This is a genomic window from Saccharopolyspora indica, assembly GCF_027853965.1.
Classification (GTDB): Bacteria; Actinomycetota; Actinomycetes; order Mycobacteriales; family Pseudonocardiaceae; genus Saccharopolyspora; species Saccharopolyspora indica.
Genome location: NZ_JAQGLB010000004.1, coordinates 1 through 18312, shown reverse-complemented (window position 1 = coordinate 18312; position 18312 = coordinate 1). Strand labels below are relative to the sequence as shown.

Here is an 18312-nt window from a genome sequence, read left to right as displayed (position 1 = left end):
GTGATCAGGCCTTCGGCTTGCCGAGGCGGAGGGCCAGGACCAGGCCGAGGCCCACCAGGACCACCGCGCCGACGATCCAGGGCCAGATCGGCATCCCGCCGGACTCGCCCGCCTGCTCGGCAGGCTGGTCCGCGTTCTGCGGCGGCTCGGCCGGCGTGCCGTTGCCCGCCTGGGTCAGCTCGAAGGTGACCTTGCCCGGGACGGGGTGGCCGTCGTTGGACAGGATCCGGTAGCCGACCGTGTAGGTGCCCGCCGGGCCGAGCTCGCGGACCGGGGCGGTCACCGAGTTGCCCTCGACGCGGACCTCGCCGTCGGTCCAGTACGTCCCGTCGGGGCCGACCACGTTCACCGTGTTGTAGCCCTCACCGGAGCGGACCGGCTGGTCGAACGTCAGCCGGATCTCGCTCGGTCCGGCCGACAGCTTCGCGCCGTCCGCCGGGTCGCTGCTGACCAGCACGTTGTGCGCGAGCGCGGTGCCCGCGCCGCCGAGCAGCGCGGCCACGGCCAGCGCTGCGACTGCGATCATTCGCTTCACGACTCGTCCTTCCCGGTCGGTGCGGCGTTGCGGCTGCGGGCCAGGGCCCCGGCCCCGATGCCGACACCCAGCGCGCCGACGAGCAGTCCGGCGCCGCCGAGCCAGCGGGCCGTGTCGTCACCGGCTCCGGCCGCCGCTGGCTGCTCCTCCGCACCGCCGTGCGAGTGGCCGCCTTCGGCGTCCTCGACCAGCTTGAGCGTCGGTGCCGGGTGCTCCGGCTCCTCGCCGTTCGGCGGCGTGGGCTGGTCCCAGTTCACGACCTCGCCGTTGTCGTAGGTCTGGGTGGTGGGCATGGCGAAGGAGTCCACGTTGTCCGGGAGCGCACCGAGGGTGGCCTCGAACTCGTTGAACTCGTTCGGCCCGATCCGGTTGCCCGGCTGCGCGGTCCACGTGATGCTGCGCACCGCTTCCCTGACCTCGGAGCCTGCCACCTGGACCGGGGCGATCTGGACCCGCTCGACCTGCGCGGTCCAGCCCGGCATCGGCTTGGTGCGCACCGAGCTCAGCGGCTGGTCCTCGGGGAAGGTGACCTTGATCTGCACGGTCGAGGCGTTCGGCCGCTCGTTCGGCACCCGGAAGGCGACCTTGGCGTGGCCGCCCTTGGCCGCCTCACCCGGCTGCGCGCTGACGTGGGCGAACGCGGGAGCAGCGCCGAGCAGCGCGGTGATCCCGCAGGCAGCCGTCAGGGCCGCGGATCGGACCGCGAATCGTTTTGTCGACATGTTTACTTGGAATCTCCTGGAATATCGGTCATCGAGCCGATGATCGGAAAAATGACAGATCGACAACGATCAGGCGGCGAATTCCACCTGATCTTGGGCAGGAGATTCCGGGGGCCCGCGACGGGCGTGGATGCGTTGGTAGAGCAGGTGCGCCAGGGGACGCACCGTGATCGCCGGGACGCACACCGTGGGCGGTTCGGTCACTGCGGGTAGCGACCGCGGGCGCCTCGGCAGAATCGAACGGAGCAGGCGTGCGACTACGAAGAGTGCACGCTCCGCCCGGGCCATCAGCAGTCCGGTCACCAGGACGGCGCCGAGGTGACCGAGGGTCATCGCCAGGGGCGAGAACGGCATGCCGATGGCATCCGGTCCGTCCTGGTGGGACGCCACGAGCTGGAGAAATACGTGAAGTGACAGCTGGCTGACGCCGAGTGCCCCTAGAATGCCCCACGACCCGCGCTTGCGATCAGCGAGTGCCACACCGGCGCCGGCCAGGAGGACGGTGATCACAACGGTCGAACCCAGATCGGGTAATGACCCGCCCGCAGCCGCGTGAGCGGCTACGGACAGTGACGCCGATGTGGTGGCCAGGGCAGCGCCGCGCAGGACGCGTAGTGCGCCCTGCGTAGGTGCGAGACCGGCTGCCACGAGAGCCCAGTCTAGGTGTCGGTTCGGCCACGCTGACCGCGGGCGAGCTTGCCTTGTTCACCCGATTGGGTCACGGTTTAACGGGTTGCAGGCGGTCCGAGTGCAGCTGCGCCCAATGCGTGAGGTGCTGAATCGGATCGTCGTGACTGACGACGGAGAGGAGGGGGCGTCGCCGCAAATCGACGCCGGAACCTGTGTCGACAACAGAACGAAGTGGTGACTCCGCCAAGGGGAGCCATACAACTGAACTGTCTGCGAACACCGAATTCCTGGGCAAACCGCGAACCGACTGGATCGTGTTCGGCGTCGCCGCGGCGATCATGTTCGCGGTGGTGGTCTGGGGGTCGGTTGGCACCGACTCGCTGAGCGTCGCGTCGAAGGCCGCGCTCGACTGGCTGATCTTGAACACCGGCTGGGGCTTCGTGCTCGCAGCGACCGGTTTCGTCATCTTTGCCCTTTTTCTGGCCTTCAGCAAGTACGGCCGGATCCCGCTCGGCCAGGACGGCGAGAAGCCGGAATTCAGGACGGTGTCCTGGATCGCCATGATGTTCAGCGCCGGTATGGGCATCGGTCTGATGTTCTTCGGCGTTAGCGAGCCGCTGGGGCACTTCGTCTCGCCGCCGCCGGGCACCGTCCCGGGGGAGAGCGAGGCGGCCATCGAGACCTCGATGGCGACTTCGCTGTTCCACTGGACGCTGCACCCGTGGGCGATCTACGCGGTGGCGGGCCTGGCGATCGCCTACAGCAGCTTCCGCCGCGGCCGCAGCCAGCTGATCAGCGGCGTGTTCCGCCCGCTGATCGGCAAGCGCAACGCCGAGGGCCCGATCGGCAAGCTGATCGACATCCTCGCGCTGTTCGCCACCCTGTTCGGTTCCGCCGCCTCGCTGGGCATCGGAACCCTGCAGATCAGCGCGGGCATGAAGGCCGCGGGCTGGATCGAGGGCGCCTCGTCCACGATCCTGGTGCTGATCATCGTCGTGCTGACGGTGTGCTTCATCGCCTCCGCGGTGTCCGGCGTGGCCAAGGGCATCCAGTGGCTGTCGAACATCAACATGGTGCTTGCCGCGCTGCTGGCGCTGTTCGTGTTCGTGGTCGGCCCGACGGTGTTCATCCTGGACCTGCTGCCCACTGCGCTCGGCTCCTACATGAGCGAGTTCGGCGAGATGGCCTCGCGGGCCGGTGCCACCGGTGGCGCGGAGATGCAGGAGTGGCTGGCGGGCTGGACCGTCTTCTACTGGGCCTGGTGGATCTCGTGGACGCCGTTCGTCGGCATGTTCATCGCGCGGATCAGCCGCGGTCGCACCATCCGCCAGTTCGTCGGCGGCGTGCTGCTCGTGCCCAGCGTGGTCAGCCTGGTCTGGTTCGCGATCTTCGGCGGTGCCGCGATCGACAGCCAGAAGGCGGGCAACGGCGTGTACGGCGACGGCAGCGCCGAGGCGCAGACCTTCGCGGTGCTGGACCACTTGCCGCTGACGCTGATCACCTCGGTGCTGGTGATGGTCCTGGTGGCGATCTTCTTCGTCTCCGGTGCCGACGCCGCGTCCGTGGTGATGGGCACCCTGTCGCAGCGCGGTTCCATCGAGCCGAGCCGCTGGGTGGTCATCTTCTGGGGTGCCGCCACCGGTGCGGTCGCCGCGATCATGCTGGTCATCGGCTCCGCCGGTGGTGACGCCGAGAAGGCGCTGGACGGCATCCAGAACCTGACCTTCATCGGTGCGCTGCCGTTCGCGATCGTCATGGTGCTGATGTGCGTGGCCCTGCTCAAGGACCTGCGCAGCGACCCGATGACCCTCCGCGACGCCAAGGGCGCGGAGGTTCTGGAGCAGGCCGTGATCGCTGGTACCGAGGAGCACGAAGGCGAGTTCCAGCTGGTCACCACGCCTGTCGACGAGGACGCGGAGACCGCTGAGACCCAGGCCGGGGAGAAGAAGTAGCGAGTCCTCCTGGCCGAAGCGTTGCGCGCCCGGCTGCTGCGGCGGCCGGGCGCGCAGCTTTTTCACCCCTGCGGCTTTTGTCGCATTTCGCGGGTGTCGAAAGTGCACGGGTCGCGTGTGATCGGCTCCGGGTTCCCCGGTGACCCCGGAGCCGGCCGGGTGCGACCGACTTCCGAGAGGAGGGGGCGCCGCTCGCTCGGCGCCGAAATCCGTGTCGACAGCAGTAGTAGGACGACCGGACGACCCGGTCGAGACGAGCCCGCGGCGGGCGGGAAAGAGTAACGAGTGAACTTCCTGGACTACGTCGCATCCAGGTGGCAATCGCTGCTGGTGGACTCCTACCAGCACGCCAGCATGGTGCTGCAGTGCATCGTGCTGGCGACGATCGTCGGCGTCCTGGTCGGGGTTGCGGTCTACCGCAGCCCCGCCGGGGCGGCGATCGCCACCGCGCTCTCCAGCGCTGTCCTGACCATTCCGTCGTTCGCGCTGTTCGGCCTGCTCATCCCCGTGCTGGGGCTGGGCGTGGCGCCGTCGGTGCTCACGCTCGTGCTGTACGCGCTGCTGCCGATCGTGCGCAACACCATCGTCGGCCTGTCCACGGTCGATCAGCCGATCCTGGACGCGGCGCGCGGCATCGGCATGGGCCGGTTCGGGGTGCTGACCCGCATCGAACTGCGGCTGGCCTGGCCCGCGATCCTCGCGGGCATGCGGGTGAGCACCCAGATGCTGATGGGCATCGCGGCCATCGCCGCCTACGCCAAGGGCCCCGGCCTGGGCAACCTGATCTTCAGCGGCCTCGGCCAGCTCGGCGGCGCGAACGCGCTGAACATGGCCATCGCGGGCACCGTCGGCGTGATCGTCCTGGCGCTGCTGCTGGACGCCGTCTTCGTGCTGATCGGGCGGTTGACGACTTCGAGAGGTATTCGTGGCTGACGACAAGATGAACCAGACCACCGGGCACGGCGTGGAGATCTGCCTGGAGGAGGTCTCCAAGCGCTACCCCGGTCAGAAGCTGCCCGCCGTCGAGTCGGTGACCATGACCATCCCCGCCGGGGAGACCGTGGTGCTGGTCGGCCCGTCCGGCAGCGGCAAGACCACCACCATGCGGATGATCAACCGGTTGATCGAACCGAGCTCCGGCAAGATCACCATCGGCGGGCAGGACGTGCTGGGCCTCGACCCGGACAAGCTGCGTCGCGAGATCGGCTACTCGATCCAGCAGGCCGGTCTGTTCCCGCACATGACCGTCGGCGAGAACGTCGGCATGGTGCCCGGCCTGGTCGGCTGGGACAAGAAGCGGATCGGCGAGCGGATCGACGAGATGCTCGACCTCGTCAACCTGGACCCGGCGGAGTACCGCGACCGCTTCCCGCGGCAGCTCTCCGGCGGTCAGCAGCAGCGCGTCGGCGTGGCGCGGGCGCTGGCGGCCAACCCGCCGGTGCTGCTGATGGACGAGCCCTTCGGCGCGGTGGACCCGATCACCCGAGGTGTGCTGCAGGACGAGTTGATGCGCCTGCAGGCAGACCTGGGCAAGACGATCGTGTTCGTCACGCACGACTTCGACGAGGCGGTCAAGCTCGGCGACCGGATCGCGGTGCTCGGCGAGCGCTCCAAGATCCTGCAGTACGACACGCCGGACGCGATCCTGGCCAACCCGGCCGACGACACCGTCGCCGGGTTCGTCGGCGCCGGGGCCGCGCTCAAGCAGCTCACCCTGCGGCGGGTCCGCGAGATCGAGGTCGGCCAGGTGCCGACCGCGACGGTGGACGAGGCGCCGTCGGCGCTCAAGGCGAAGCTGGGCACCCGCCGCGGTGCGATCGGCCTGGTGCTGGACAAGCGCAACCGCCCGCTGCGCTGGGCCTCGGCCCGCGAAGCCGGTGCGGTGTCGTCGCTGGACCGCGCGGGCCGGCCGGTGGAGGACAGCGTCTCGCTCGCCTCCACGCTGCAGGACGCGCTGGAGGCGATCCTCACCGACGACGACGGCGTCGCGGTGGTCACCGGTTCGCGCGGCGAGTACGTCGGCGTGGTCGACATCGACACGGTGATGAACACCATCAAGGCGCTGCGCGAAGAGCACGCCGACGATCCGGCCGAGGACGAGTGATGAGCAGCCAGTTCGCTTCGGACTCCGGATCCCGCACCGCGGAGCGGTTGCGCCTGCTGGCGCAGCCGATCGCGGTGGTGGTGCTGGTCACCGCGGTGCTGGTCTGGGCGTTCGGCCAGGACAACGACGAGGTGACCGCGCGCAGCATCAACGCGCCTTACATCCTCGGCCTGACCTGGGCGCACTTCCTGATGAGCTTCGCGGTGGCGCTGATCGTGATCGTGGTGGCGGTGCCGCTGGGCGTGCTGCTCAGCCGCCCGTGGGCGCGCCGGGCCGCACCGCTGGTGATCGGCATCGCCAACATCGGCCAGGCCGCGCCCGCGGTCGGTCTGCTGGTGCTGTTCTTCCTGTTCACCGGCGGCTCCACCGGGTTCTGGATCGCGGTGCTGCCGATCGCCTTCTACGCGCTGCTGCCGGTGCTGCGCAACACCATCGTCGGCCTGCAGCAGGTGGACCGGTCGCTGATCGACGCCGGTCGCGGCATCGGCATGTCCGGGGCCGGCGTGCTGCTGCGCATCGAGCTGCCGCTGGCGGTGCCGTTCATCCTGGCCGGGCTGCGGACCGCGCTGGTGCTGGCCGTGGGCACCGCGACGCTGGCGCTGTTCGTCGGGGCGGGCGGCCTCGGCGAGATGATCGACACCGGCTACAAGCTCAACGACTGGACGGTCATGATCGTCGGCTCGGTGCTGGCCATGGCGCTGGCGCTGCTGGTCGACTGGCTGGGCGCGCTGGCCGAGACCTACCTGTCGCCGAAGGGGTTGCGATGAAGCTGCGAACGTCGCGCCGCGGCGCGCTGAAACTGGCCTCGCTGGCGATGACCGGGGTGCTGCTGTCCGGCTGCGGGCTGAGCTCCGGCAGCTCGGTGCCGCTGGCGGTGGAGCCCGGCTCGATCCGGCCGGTGCCGGAGCTGGAGGGCGTCACGATCACGGTGGGGTCGAAGAACTTCACCGAGCAGGTCGTGCTCGGCTACATCGCGCAGTTCGCGCTGTCCGCCGGTGGCGCCGAGGTGCGGGACCTGAGCAGCATCGTGGGCTCGTCCACGGCCCGCAACGCGCTGCAGAGCGGGCAGATCGACATCCTGTGGGACTACACCGGCACGTCCTGGATCAGCTACAACGGCAACAACGACCCGATCCCGGACGCCCGCGCCCAGTACGAGGCGGTCGCGAAGCAGGACCTGGAGCGCAACGGCGTCGCCTGGACCGCGATCGACTACAACGTGGACAACACCTACGCGTTCGCGGTCAACCAGGACGCGGCGCGGCGGCTGGGCGTGGAGAAGCTGTCGGACATCTCGCGGGTCGTCGCCGAGCACCCGGAGGACGCCACGTTCTGCGTGGACACCGAGTTCGCCAACCGCAACGACGGCATGCCCGGGGTGGAGCAGGAGTACGGCTTCACCGCGGACAAGTCGAAGGTGAAGACGCTGACCGAGGGCAGCATCTACCAGGCGACGGCGAACGGCACCTGCACCTTCGGCGAGGTGTTCACCACCGACGGGCGGATCAAGGCGCTGGACCTGAAGGTGCTGGAGGACGACAAGCTGTTCTTCCCGCGCTACAACATCGGCGTCACCACCCGCGACGAGCTGCTCGAGCGCTACCCGCAGATCACCGCGATCTTCGAGCCGGTGTCGGCGGTGCTGACCAACGAGGAACTGGTCCGGCTCAACGCCCAGGTCGACGTCGACGGCCGCGACCCGGCCGACGTGGCCCGCGACTGGATGGCGGAGAAGGGCTTCGTGACGATCCCCGGCCGCTGACCGGCGGAACTCGACGGGCACCTGCGATCGGCAGGTGCCCGTCGTCGTTCGCACGCCTGTTCGCCTCGCGCTATCGTTCCGGTGGCGTGAGGAGATCGAGATGGGAAACCCGGTGCCTGCCGACTGGGAGGTCCACCGCCCGGCCGTGTTCGGCGCGGCCTACCGGATCCTCGGCACCGTCGCCGAGGCCGAGGACGTGACCCAGGACGTCTGGTTGCGGGCAACCGCCGCGGACCTGTCCGAGGTGCGGGACCTCCGGGCCTGGCTGGTCACGGTGGCCGCCCGGACGTCCTACAACGTGCTGAAGTCCGCGCGCGTCCGGCGCGAGGCCTACGTCGGCACCTGGCTTCCCGAACCGCTGCTGACCGGGCCGGACGCCGCCGAAGAAGTCCTGGTGGACGAGTCGGTGGGCACCGCGATGCTGGTGGTCATGGAACGGCTCAGCCCTTCCGAGCGCGTCGCGCTGGTCCTGCACGACGTCTTCGACTTCCCGTTCGACCAGGTCGCCGAGGTGCTCGGCGCGACACCCGCCGCCAGCCGCAAGCTCGCCTCCCGCGCCCGGGCGAAGGTGGCCGCGGCCGACGGGCGGCCCCGGGCCTCCAAGGCCGAGACCGAACGCGCGCTCAAGGCGTTCAAGGCCGCCGCCGACCGCGGTGACCTGGCCGAACTCGTCCGGCTGCTGCACCCCGAGGCCGTCTACCTCGCCGACGGCGGCGGCCAGGTGCCCGCCTCGCGCCAGCCGGTGTTCGGCGTCGAGACGATCGCCCAGCTGGTGATCCGCGTGGTCCGGCTGCGGCGCCCCGACGCCTTCCGCATCGTCGAGGTCAACGGCCTCCCGGCGATGGCGACCTACAAGGCCGGAGTCCTGTGCTGGCTCGACACCGCGGAGGTCGCCGACGGGCGGATCACGGCGTTCCGGCGACTGGTCAACCCGGAGAAGCTCGCCCGCATCGGTCACATCTGAGCCCGCTGTCCTGTCTCCCTGCCGACCCCCCGATTCCCGGGGGCGAGCTTCAGGAGAGGACGCCACGATGGCGCGAGTTGTGATCATCGGCGGAGGTTTCGCCGGGGTGTGGAGCGCGGCGGGAGCGGCCCTGGCACGCGGGGAAGCCGACCTGCGCATCACCCTCATCAGCCCGAGCGAGCACATGGTGCTGCGGCCACGGCTGTACGAGCCGGAGCCGGGCCTGGCCAAGGTGGAGCTCAGCAGGATTCTCGACCCGATCGGCGTCGAGCACCTGCGCGCCTCGGTCAGCACGATCGACACCGAGCGGCGCACGGTTCTCGCCGATGGCCGCGTGATCGGCTACGACCGGCTGGTGCTGGCGGCGGGCAGCGAGGTCGTCCGCCCCGGACGCCTGCCCGGAGCGGAGCGGCTCTTCGACATCGACACCGCGGACGGCGCGCAGGCGCTGGCCGACCACCTGCGCGACCGCGAGGACTTCTCCGCGGTGGTCGTCGGCGCCGGTTTCACCGGCCTGGAGATCGCCACCGAACTGGCCGCCCGCGGGCGGGTGGTGCTGGTGGACCAGGCCGCCGCGGTCGGGCACCAGCTCGGCCCGGGCCCGCGCCCGCAGATCGAATCGGCGCTGGACGAGCTCGGTGTCGAACGCCGCCTCGAAACGACCCTGACCGAGGTCGGCGACGGCTACGCCGCCCTGTCCGACGGCACGAAGGTCGCGGCGGATGCGGTGGTGTGGACGGTGGGGATGCGGGCCAGCGGACTGACCCGGCAGATCAGCGACCGGCTGGACCCGCTGGGGCGGGTTCCGGTGGACCACCACCTGCGCGCCCTGCCGGAGGTGTTCGCCGCCGGGGACACCGCCGCGGCGGCCTACGACGCGGAGCGCACCGTCATGCAGGCGTGCCAGCACGCCACCCCGATGGGCAAGGTCGCCGGGTACAACGCGGCGGCCGACCTGCTCGGCACGCCGCTGCGGGAGTTCGCCGTCGGCCCGTACGTCACCTGCCTCGACCTGGGCGGCGCCGGTGGGCTCTTCACCAAGGGCTGGGAGCGCGAGGTGCTGCTCGCGGGTGCGGAGGGCAAGGCGGTCAAGCAGCGGATCAACCAGGCGATCCACCCGCCGGTCGACGACGCCGCGGAGATCCTGGCCGCTGCCGACCAGATCCGCGTCGAACGGCCCTTCTTCCCCGGCGAGGCCGCTGCGCAGTGATCCTCGGTGCGGTCCGCCCGCCCGGCGGACCGCACTCCGGGTCATCTCCTGGTCGGGACGCCGAAGCGGGTCAGCAGGTCGTCCTCGATCCGGCCCAGCTCCGCGTCCACCGCGCGGTGCGCCGACCGGCGGCGCTGCGTGGGCATCCGCTCCGCCGCCCGCACCGCCGTCGTCAGCTGCATCAGCCGCGCGCCCGTCCGCTCCGCGTACCGCTCCGCCATCAGCCTCGCCTCGGCGTCGTCCGCCTGCTCGCGCAGCGCGCGCAACGCCTCGGAGTCGCCGGCGATGCGCGCGTGCAGCGCCGCGCCGTGGCCGGTGTAGGTGCCGAGGTCGTCCACCGGCACCCCGAGGTGCCGGGCCCGCGCCCGGTCGTAGCTGCTGCGCAGCGCCGACACCGCGCGGACGGCGAACGGCAGCAGCACCGGGCCGACCACCTTGGCCACGCCGATCGCCTTCTTGGCGTTGCCCGGCGTGATGCGCCCGTGCTCGCCCTTCTTGATCGCCTTGGCCGCCCGCTTGTCGGCCTTCTTCGCGGCCTTGGCCGTCCTGCGGGACTCGGTCGGGGTCCGCTTCGCGGTCGTGCGCTTCCTCACCGGGCCGTCACCTCCCTGTCCGGCCGGTGGCCCCGGCCGCTGCAAAGCCTAAGACCGCGACCAGCCCCGCACGACAGCAGACGGCGACGGGTCGTGCGCGGAGCGTACGACGACGCTCGGTCGTGTAGCCGGGGTGATGGGCGCACCTGTCATGCCGACGGCATACGCTTCACCCGTGAAGGAGAAGGTGCTGCTCGACGCAAGCGTGGTGACGCGTTGCCGTCGACGCGTGCACCTGGAGAACGACCCGTCGATGCAGGACCAGCCGCAGGCTCCGCTGGACCTGGGCATCGAGCAGCGGATCGCCGACGCCGCCGAGCACCGCCGCGCCGTCGCGAAGCTGCTCAGCAGGCTGCACGGTCCGGACTGGACCGAGATCCCGCGCGGCGCTCCGGTCGACCGCGCGGAGCTCACGCTGGACGCGATGCGCGCGGGCATCCGCTACATCTCCGCCGCACAGCTGCCGTCGGACTCCGGCAGCGGGCGGCGCGGCACGGTCGACCTGCTGGTGCGCAGCGGCGACGGGTACGTGCCGGTGCTCGTGGTGCGGCACAAGATCACCGATCCCGGGCGCGGCGCGCGGGTGTCCCCGGTGGAGCGCCCGCTGCCCGAGGAGGCCTCGACCGACCGGCTCCGCAAGGTGCGGGCGCAGCCCCGCGACCAGCTCCGGCTGGCGCACGCGGTTCGGCTGCTGCAGGCCTGCGGGATGAGCGCGGCCGCCGATCAGGGCGGCGTGATCGGCGTGGAGGCCGACGTCGTGGTCTGGCACGACCTGGCGGCCCCGAACTGGCCGGGCGGGCGCACCGCGCTGGCCGAGTACGACGCCCGGTTCAGCGACCGGTTGGCGGTGGCCACCGCGGCCGCCGAAGGCGCCGAGCCGCTCGCGGAGCCCTCTCGGATCAACGAGTGCAAGGGCTGCCCGTGGTGGCCGGTGTGCGAGCAGCAGCTGCGCGACCGGCGCGACGTCAGCCTGGTCGTGCGCGGCGAGGACGCCACCGCGCTGCGCGACCTCGGTGTGTCCACAGTGGACGAGCTGGCCGAGATGCCGCTGGAGCGGGCCGAAGAGCTGCCGCTGACGGGCGTCCGCAACACCGACGCGATCCTGCTCGCCAAGGCGTGGCTGCAGGACCTGCCGCTGGTGCGCCGGGTGCGCGACCTGTCGGTGCCGCGGGCGGACGTGGAAGTCGACGTGGACATGGAGAGCTACGGCGATTCCGGCGCCTACCTGTGGGGCTGCTGGCTCTCCGGCGCCGACATCGGCCAGGAGCAGGGCTACCGGGCGTTCGTCAGCTGGGAGCCGCTGCCGTCCGACGACGAGGGCCGCTCCTTCGCCGAGTTCTGGATCTGGTTCTGCTCGGTGCGCCGGCTGGCCTACGAGCGCGGCCTGACCTTCCGCGCCTACTGCTACAACGAGCTGGCGGAGAACCGCTGGATGCTGGCCTCCGCGCAGCGCTTCGCGGGCAAGCCCGGCGTGCCGTCGGTGGCCGAGGTGCGCGAGTTCATCCGCTCCGCGGAGTGGGTCGACCTGTTCGCCTCGGTGCGCGAGCAGTTCCTGTGCCCGAACGGCAAGGGCCTGAAGGTGATCGCGCCGAGCGCCGGGTTCGGCTGGCGGGACGCCGAGGCCAGCGGCGAGAACTCGATGCGCTGGTACCGCGACGCGGTGGGCCTGGGCGGCGGCACCCCCGAGCTGTCCCAGCGCGACCGGATCCTCCGCTACAACGAGGACGACGTCCGGGCCACCTGGACGATCCGCCGCTGGATGACCTCCGACGAGGTCCGCGAAATCCCCTTCGCCGAAGACCTCTGACCGCTGCGTCGAGAGGGCGGGTGGTCAATTTCGTACGAAATTGACCGGACGGCGCCGACTTCCCGCGGCTACGGGACGATGACCGCGCGGCCGGTGATCTCGCCCGCGTGGAAGCGCTCGTAGACCTCCGGCGTCTCGTCCAGGCCGAAGGTCTCCACGTGCGCGTGCAGCGCGCCGGACCGGGCTAGGTCCAGCACCTCGATCAGCTCCGAGCGGCTGCCCCAGTACGGCGCGGCCACCGAGACCTCGTGCGGCAGCAGGCCGAAGCCGACCGGCAGCGGAGCTCCGGCGATCCCGACGATGGTGATGTCGCCCTCGATCGCCACCGACTGCGCGGCGAGCTTCACCGTGGGCGCGATGCCGACGAAGTCCAGCACCACGTCCGCGCCGAGTCCGTCGGTGAGCTCCCGGATGCGCTCCGGCGCCGACTCGTCGGAGCGGGCCACGTCGTGCGCACCCACCTGCCGGGCCAGCTCCAGCTTGTCGTCGGCCACGTCGAGCGCGATCACCCGGGCCCCGGTGGTGGCGCGCAGGATCTGCACCGCCAGGTGCCCGAGCCCGCCCGCGCCGATGACGACCGCGGTGCTGCCGCCGACCAGCTTCGGCACCGAGCGCTTGATCGCGTGGTACGGGGTGAGCCCGGCGTCGGTCAGCGGTGCGGCCTGCACCGGGTCCAAACCGTCCAGCGGGACCAGGTGCCGGACGTCGTCGACCAGCAGGTACTCGGCCATCGCGCCGGGCGCACCCAGCCCCGGCGGCCGGATGCCCAGCTCACCGGCTCGGGTGCAGTAGTTCTCCTTGCCCTGCGCGCAGTTCCGGCACACCCCGCAACCCCACGGCCCGTACACCGCGACGGACTCGCCCTCGGACACCCCGCGCACGCCGGGGCCGAGCGCCGCGACGGTTCCGACGCCTTCGTGCCCGAGCGTGAGCGGCAGCTCGAACGGCAGCCTGTCCGCGGGCCAGCTCATCACCCCGATGTCGGAGTGGCACATGCCCGCTGCGGTGACCTGCAGCAGCACCTGCCCGGGGCCGGGTTCGGGCTTGGGCACCTCCACGACCACGGGGCTCTCCCCGACCCGCTGGTACTGAACGGCCTTCATGACCTGCCCCATCGCGAGCTCCCTCCGCGTTTCGACCGGAGCCCATCTTGCGCCGAATCGCCCAGCCGCACTGCCCGGAAGGCCGTTCCGGGCAGGACCGGTGGACCTGGTTCGTGACGGCGATACGTCCGCAGGTGGTCCGTGAGCGTTTTGTGGTGCTCTAGCCCCGCAAAGTGCTCACGGGTCTTGACCAGCGGAGATGACTCGGCTGAGCTGCTGACCGCCCGCTGTCGGCCGAGTGGCGCAGACGGCACTCAGCGGGTGAAACGTCTTTCCCATCCCGGACGGATAGAACGGGCAGAGATCATGCGATGGAGACGCTTGGCTCGACCAGAGACGATTGCGTCGTCCCGCTGAGCCGCTCTCCCGAAGTAGAGAGACGTCACCGATCATGGCCAACACCAAGGGCTCGGCGATCACAGCCGCCGAGATCGAGTCGTACAAGCGGAAGATCAACCCGAAGACCGGCAAGAAGTACACCCAGAACGAGATCGCCGCGATCGCGGGTGTGTCGAGACAGCGGATTTCGCAGATCAAGCTTGCGTCCGGAAACTACTCCAAGACTCCGCGCGAGCGGGTGCTGGAGCACTACCCCTGGAAGACGGGAGAGAAGTTCCAGCCCGCCAGCCCCAATCGCCGGTTGAGGGACCACGCCGAATACATGGCGACCGGCGGTGCGGGCATGAGCGACGCCAAGCTCGCCCGGTTGCTCGGGTTCTACCGATTCCTCGAAGAGGGGGACCTGGTGATCGAGTTCGACCCCGGAATTCCGCCTGCCGAAGGCGTGAGCAGCACGGGTGGTTTCGCGTACCGTCCGCGAAAGCCTTCGGACGGGAACCTGATGATCCGGGTGAACGAGCACACCGAACTCACTCCTGAAGGCGTGGACCTGTGGGGCATCCCGGACAAGAAACCACAGGTCCGCCGGGTTGCCGAGTGAATCGGAGCAGGCCGACGGGGCGGACGACCGGCCCCTTGACCAGCTCGGCGTTCACGGTCCGGCGTCGGTGACCTCTGCTGGCCCCACGCGCTGGAACCGTTGCAGGACGAGCGAATCCCCCGGCAGCTCGGCCGGGGGATCGCTCGTTCACGGTCGCTTGGTCAGCGGGGTGCCATCCGGAGGGCGCCGTCCATGCGGATGACCTCGCCGTTGAGGTAGTCGTGCTCGACGATGTTCAGCGCGAGCTTCGCGTAGTCCTCCGGGCTGCCCAGGCGCTTCGGGAACGGCACGCCGTCGGCCAGGCCCTGGCGGTACTCCTCGCTCACGGTGGCCAGCATCGGGGTGTCGATGATGCCGGGCGCGATGGTCATGACGCGGATCCCGGCCGAGGACAGGTCGCGCGCCGCGGGCAGCGTCAGGCTCGCCACCCCGCCTTTGGACGCCGCGTAGGCGGCCTGGCCGATCTGCCCGTCGAAGGCCGCCACCGACGCGGTGTTGATCACCACGCCGCGCTGTCCCTGCTGGTCGGCCTCGGTTTCGCGGATCGCCGCCGCGGCCAGCCGGAGCACGTTGAAGGTGCCGAGCAGGTTCACCTCGATGACCTTGCGGAACAACTCCAGGTCGTGCGCGCCCTGGCGGCCCACGATGCGTGCCGAGGGCCCGATGCCCGCGCAGTTCACCACGATCCGCAGCGGGTTCCCGGCGCCGGCGGCCTGCTCCACCGCGGTCTGCACCTGCTCGGCGTCGGTGACGTCAGCGGCCGCGTAGGTGATGCCGTCGACCACCGGTGCCTTGCCCACGGCGTCCGGCAGGTCCACCGCGAACACCTGAGCGCCGCGCCCGGCGAGTGCTCTGGCGGTGGCCGCGCCAAGGCCGGAAGCCCCGCCGGTGACGATCGCCGCGGTGTCGGTGATCTGCATCTGCTCGTTCCTTTGCGTCCGGTGCTGGTACCCGGGCATGTCTAACACCTGGGAACTTCCTTGCCCAGCATCTGACGCGGAACGGGCACGGGGCGAAGCGGCGGTCACCGATGGCGGCGCACCTCCTCGCCGGAGAACGCCTCGGCGAACTTGAGCAGCGCCACCAGGGGCAGCGCGGCCAGCAGCGCGAGGCCGATGAACAGTGCGGCGAACCCGATGAGCTCCATGCGAAGAGCGTGATCCGCTCACCGCGACCGCCGCGTCTGCCACCAGGGCAGAACTCCGGTCCGTCCGAGCGAAAACCCCATCACCCAACGTGACCGGAATCACTCCGCTCCAGGGGCGGCCGCGTCAATTTCGCGCGAAATTGACCATCACCCGGGTGAACGTCAATTTCGCGCGAAATTGACGTCCGCACGCCGCGGAACAGGGGTGATCACAGAGCGTTCATTACTTCAGTCGCGTGACCCCGGCGTCACAGCGGTGGGCAGATGGCGTTGAGGACGTCGACGTCCTCCTGGGTGGGGCGCCACTGCCCGGCCACCGCGTTGGCCTGCACCTGCTCCGGCGTCGTCGCGCCGCTGATCACCGAGCCGACCACCGGCTGCGCGGCCAGCCAGCCCACCGCGACCGACGTCATCGGGATGCCGCGCTGCTCGGCGAAGGTCCGCAGCTGCTCGATGCGCTCCCACGGCGCGTCCATCAGCATCTGGTTGCGGTTGGCCAGCCTGCTGCCGGCCGGCGGCTCCTGGTCCTTCCGGTACTTGCCGGTCAGCAGCCCGTTGGCCAGCGGGAAGTACGGGATCAGCCCGACCCCGAACCGCTTGCAGGCCGGGATGACCTCGCGCTCGGCCTCGCGCGCCAGCAGCGAGTAGTGGTTCTGCGTGGACACCGGCCCGGTCAGCGCGGCCGAGGACGCCAGCCAGGACGCGTCGGCGAGCTGCCAGCCGGCCAGGTTGCAGTGCCCGACGTAGCGGATCTTGCCCTCGCGGACCAGGTCGTCGAGCACCGAGAGGGTTTCCTCCAGCGGTGTCAGCCGGTCCGGCCGGTGCAGCTGGTACAGGTCGATCCAGTCGGTGCCCAGCCGCCGCAGCGAGGACTCCACCGCCCGGCGCACGTAGCGGCGCGAGCCGCGCGCGGTGAAGTCCGGGCCGTTGCCGCCCTGCATGTCCATGCCGAACTTGGTCGCGATGATCGCGTGCTCGCGGCGGCCGGAGAGCGCCTGCCCGAGCAGCTCCTCGCTGCGCCCGCGCGGCGAGCCGTACACGTCGGCCACGTCGAAGAAGCTGATGCCGGCGTCGAGCGCGGTGTCCACCACTGCTCGCGCGCCGGTCAGGGACTCGGTCGCCGTGCCCGGTCGGCCCAGGTTGTTGCAACCGAGACCGACCGCGCTGACCACCAGACCGGATTCGCCCAGGCGTCGCTGTTCCACGCGGTGACCATAAACGGCTGGTCACCTGCCCGTCACTCCGGACGTACGGCGCGTGAACGTTTGCCCAAGTCGGTTCCACTCGTCGGGCGATGTGCCACGATGCCGAAAGGGGGTCGCGACCGCCCGGTCGTGCGCGTGAAGGGGTGTGGGGACTGTGTTCGCCCGTCGGATCGTCGTTGTCGGTACCGGGTACGTGGGGCTGACCACCGGTGCGTGCCTGGCTTCGCTGGGTCACCGCGTGGTGTGCAGCGACGTCAACGCGGAGAAGGTCGCGCAGCTGTCCCGCGGTGAGGTCCGGATCCACGAACCGGGGCTGGCCGAGCTGGTGCAGGAGGGCATCGCGGCCGGTCGGCTGGAGTTCGTGCTGGGCTCGGCAGGCGCGGTGGCCGACGCCGAAGTGGTGTTCCTGTGCGTGCCGACGCCCATGGGTTCCGGCGGCGGGGCCGATCTCGCGGTGGTCGAGTCGGTGGCGCGCGAGGTGCGCGAGGTGCTGCCGACCGGGTGCGTGCTGGTGACGAAGTCGACGGTGCCGGTGGGCACCTCGGCGCGGCTGCGCGAGCTGGTCGGGCGTCCCGACGTCGCGGTGGTGAGCAACCCCGAGTTCCTGCGCGAGGGTTCCGCGGTGCACGACTTCCTCAACCCGGACCGGATCGTGGTCGGCTCGGACACCCAGGACGCGGCCGAGCGGGTGGCGGCGCTGTACGCGCGGCTCGGCGCGCCGACGGTGCTCACCGACGCGGCCAGCGCGGAGATGGTGAAGTACGCGGCGAACTGCTTCCTGGCGACCAAGCTGTCCTACGTGAACGCGATCGCCGAGCTCTGCGAGCGGCTGGGCGCCGACATCACCGACGTGACCGAGGGGATGGGCTACGACCGGCGCATCGGGCAGGCGTTCCTGCAGCCCGGCCCGGGCTGGGGCGGCTCCTGCCTGCCGAAGGACACCGCGGCGCTGCTGCAGGTCGCGGAGGCCGTGGAGTTCGACTTCCCGCTGCTGCAGGCGACCATCTCGGCCAACGCGCGGCAGCGGGAGCGGATGGTGGCCAAGGTCGTCGACGCCTGCGGCGGTTCGCTGGACGGCGTCCGGCTCGGGCTGCTGGGCCTGACGTTCAAGGCGGGCACCGACGACCTGCGCGATTCGCCCGCGCTGGAGGTGGCCCGGCTGCTGGCGGCGCGGGGCGCGGAGCTGGTCGCCTTCGACCCGGGCCTGCGCGGCGACGAGCCGGGCCTGCCGCTGACCCTGGTCGACGACCCGTACCGGGCGGCGAAGGGCGCCGCGGCGCTGGTGCTGCTGACCGAGTGGCAGGAGTTCCGCACCCTGGACTGGACCCGCGTGGCCCAGGAGCTCGAAGCCCCGGTGGTCGTGGACACCCGCAACCACCTGGACCCCGACGCCCTCCGCCGAGCGGGCCTGAGCTGGCGGGGAGTCGGCCGGACCCCGGTCGGCTGAGAGACCGCGCGGCACCGTCATCGGCTCCGTTTTCCCTGGTCAGGACCCGTGAGTGTTTTGAGGGGCTATAGAGGCTGTTTTGGATCTTGGGTTGGGTGGTTGTGATATGGGCTCAAGATCATCACGGGTGGGGTTCAGGTGCTGAAATGCAGGGCGGGTTCTTGTTATCGCTGAGGTTGTCTAAGCCTGCG

18 protein-coding genes are annotated in these 18312 nt (G+C 70.7%); 10 read left to right on the top strand and 8 right to left on the bottom strand.

The genetic code is table 11. The annotated features are described in order from the left end of the window. Window positions 1–4: 4 nt before the first annotated feature. From OU416_RS10695 to OU416_RS10685, 3 genes are all read right to left on the bottom strand, one after another. Complete coding sequence (locus OU416_RS10695; protein ID WP_270926736.1) at window positions 5–535, bottom strand: copper resistance CopC family protein; 531 nt, start codon at window positions 533–535, stop codon at window positions 5–7. Further along, window positions 532–1257 (bottom strand): YcnI family copper-binding membrane protein, encoded by a 726-nt coding sequence (locus tag OU416_RS10690; protein WP_270926735.1) that lies wholly within the window; start codon window positions 1255–1257, stop codon window positions 532–534. The genes OU416_RS10695 and OU416_RS10690 overlap by 4 nt, the downstream gene beginning before the upstream one ends. Before the next feature lie 69 nt (window positions 1258–1326). Further along, entirely contained in the window at window positions 1327–1767 is a 441-nt protein-coding gene (locus OU416_RS10685) for a hypothetical protein (RefSeq protein ID WP_270926734.1), read from the bottom strand. 431 nt (window positions 1768–2198) lie between these two features. Here OU416_RS10685 and OU416_RS10680 point away from each other — a divergent pair, with 431 nt between their 5' ends. The 7 genes from OU416_RS10680 to OU416_RS10650 all read left to right on the top strand — a co-directional run bounded on the left by OU416_RS10680 (window position 2199) and on the right by OU416_RS10650 (window position 9879). Next, on the top strand, window positions 2199–3839 hold the full coding sequence (locus tag OU416_RS10680) for a BCCT family transporter (protein ID WP_408642284.1): 1641 nt from the start codon (window positions 2199–2201) through the stop codon (window positions 3837–3839). 285 nt (window positions 3840–4124) lie between these two features. Further along, entirely contained in the window at window positions 4125–4772 is a 648-nt protein-coding gene (locus tag OU416_RS10675) for an ABC transporter permease (protein WP_270926733.1), read from the top strand. Window positions 4773–4779: 7 nt separating this feature from the next. After that, entirely contained in the window at window positions 4780–5943 is a 1164-nt protein-coding gene (locus OU416_RS10670; RefSeq protein WP_270927167.1) for an ABC transporter ATP-binding protein, read from the top strand. Beyond that, entirely contained in the window at window positions 5943–6710 is a 768-nt protein-coding gene (locus OU416_RS10665) for an ABC transporter permease (protein ID WP_270926732.1), read from the top strand. Before OU416_RS10670 ends, OU416_RS10665 begins: the two co-directional genes overlap by 1 nt. Continuing rightward, window positions 6707–7705, top strand: a complete 999-nt coding sequence (locus OU416_RS10660) for a glycine betaine ABC transporter substrate-binding protein (RefSeq protein WP_270926731.1) — start codon at window positions 6707–6709, stop codon at window positions 7703–7705. Before OU416_RS10665 ends, OU416_RS10660 begins: the two co-directional genes overlap by 4 nt. A gap of 100 nt (window positions 7706–7805) precedes the next feature. Further along, window positions 7806–8669: an RNA polymerase sigma factor SigJ gene (gene sigJ / locus OU416_RS10655; protein WP_270926730.1), complete on the top strand. Its 864-nt coding sequence runs from the start codon at window positions 7806–7808 to the stop codon at window positions 8667–8669. 67 nt (window positions 8670–8736) lie between these two features. After that, window positions 8737–9879 carry an NAD(P)/FAD-dependent oxidoreductase gene (locus tag OU416_RS10650; RefSeq protein ID WP_270926729.1) on the top strand — a complete coding sequence of 381 codons (1143 nt, stop codon included), beginning with the start codon at window positions 8737–8739 and terminating at the stop codon, window positions 9877–9879. A gap of 41 nt (window positions 9880–9920) precedes the next feature. On the opposite strand, the gene OU416_RS10645 is transcribed toward OU416_RS10650, so the two are convergent. Further along, a complete protein-coding gene (locus OU416_RS10645; protein ID WP_270926728.1) occupies window positions 9921–10472 on the bottom strand; it encodes a DUF6474 family protein in 552 nt (183 codons plus the stop codon). 175 nt (window positions 10473–10647) lie between these two features. Here OU416_RS10645 and OU416_RS10640 point away from each other — a divergent pair, with 175 nt between their 5' ends. Beyond that, on the top strand, window positions 10648–12279 hold the full coding sequence (locus tag OU416_RS10640) for a TM0106 family RecB-like putative nuclease (protein ID WP_270926727.1): 1632 nt from the start codon (window positions 10648–10650) through the stop codon (window positions 12277–12279). A 68-nt stretch (window positions 12280–12347) separates the two neighbouring features. On the opposite strand, the gene OU416_RS10635 is transcribed toward OU416_RS10640, so the two are convergent. Continuing rightward, window positions 12348–13394, bottom strand: coding sequence for an NAD(P)-dependent alcohol dehydrogenase (locus OU416_RS10635; RefSeq protein ID WP_270926726.1), 1047 nt, complete (start codon window positions 13392–13394; stop codon window positions 12348–12350). Window positions 13395–13773: 379 nt separating this feature from the next. On the opposite strand from OU416_RS10635, the gene OU416_RS10630 reads away from it, so the two are divergent. Then, complete coding sequence (locus tag OU416_RS10630; RefSeq protein ID WP_270926725.1) at window positions 13774–14322, top strand: hypothetical protein; 549 nt, start codon at window positions 13774–13776, stop codon at window positions 14320–14322. Between the two features lie 161 nt (window positions 14323–14483). On the opposite strand, the gene OU416_RS10625 is transcribed toward OU416_RS10630, so the two are convergent. The 3 genes from OU416_RS10625 to OU416_RS10615 all read right to left on the bottom strand — a co-directional run bounded on the left by OU416_RS10625 (window position 14484) and on the right by OU416_RS10615 (window position 16674). Next, window positions 14484–15242: an SDR family NAD(P)-dependent oxidoreductase gene (locus OU416_RS10625; RefSeq protein WP_270926724.1), complete on the bottom strand. Its 759-nt coding sequence runs from the start codon at window positions 15240–15242 to the stop codon at window positions 14484–14486. A 104-nt stretch (window positions 15243–15346) separates the two neighbouring features. After that, entirely contained in the window at window positions 15347–15469 is a 123-nt protein-coding gene (locus OU416_RS10620; RefSeq protein ID WP_270926723.1) for a hypothetical protein, read from the bottom strand. A gap of 248 nt (window positions 15470–15717) precedes the next feature. Next, window positions 15718–16674, bottom strand: coding sequence for an aldo/keto reductase (locus OU416_RS10615; protein ID WP_270926722.1), 957 nt, complete (start codon window positions 16672–16674; stop codon window positions 15718–15720). Window positions 16675–16828: 154 nt separating this feature from the next. On the opposite strand from OU416_RS10615, the gene OU416_RS10610 reads away from it, so the two are divergent. Further along, on the top strand, window positions 16829–18121 hold the full coding sequence (locus OU416_RS10610) for a UDP-glucose dehydrogenase family protein (RefSeq protein WP_270926721.1): 1293 nt from the start codon (window positions 16829–16831) through the stop codon (window positions 18119–18121). The last annotated feature ends 191 nt before the right edge of the window (window positions 18122–18312 follow it).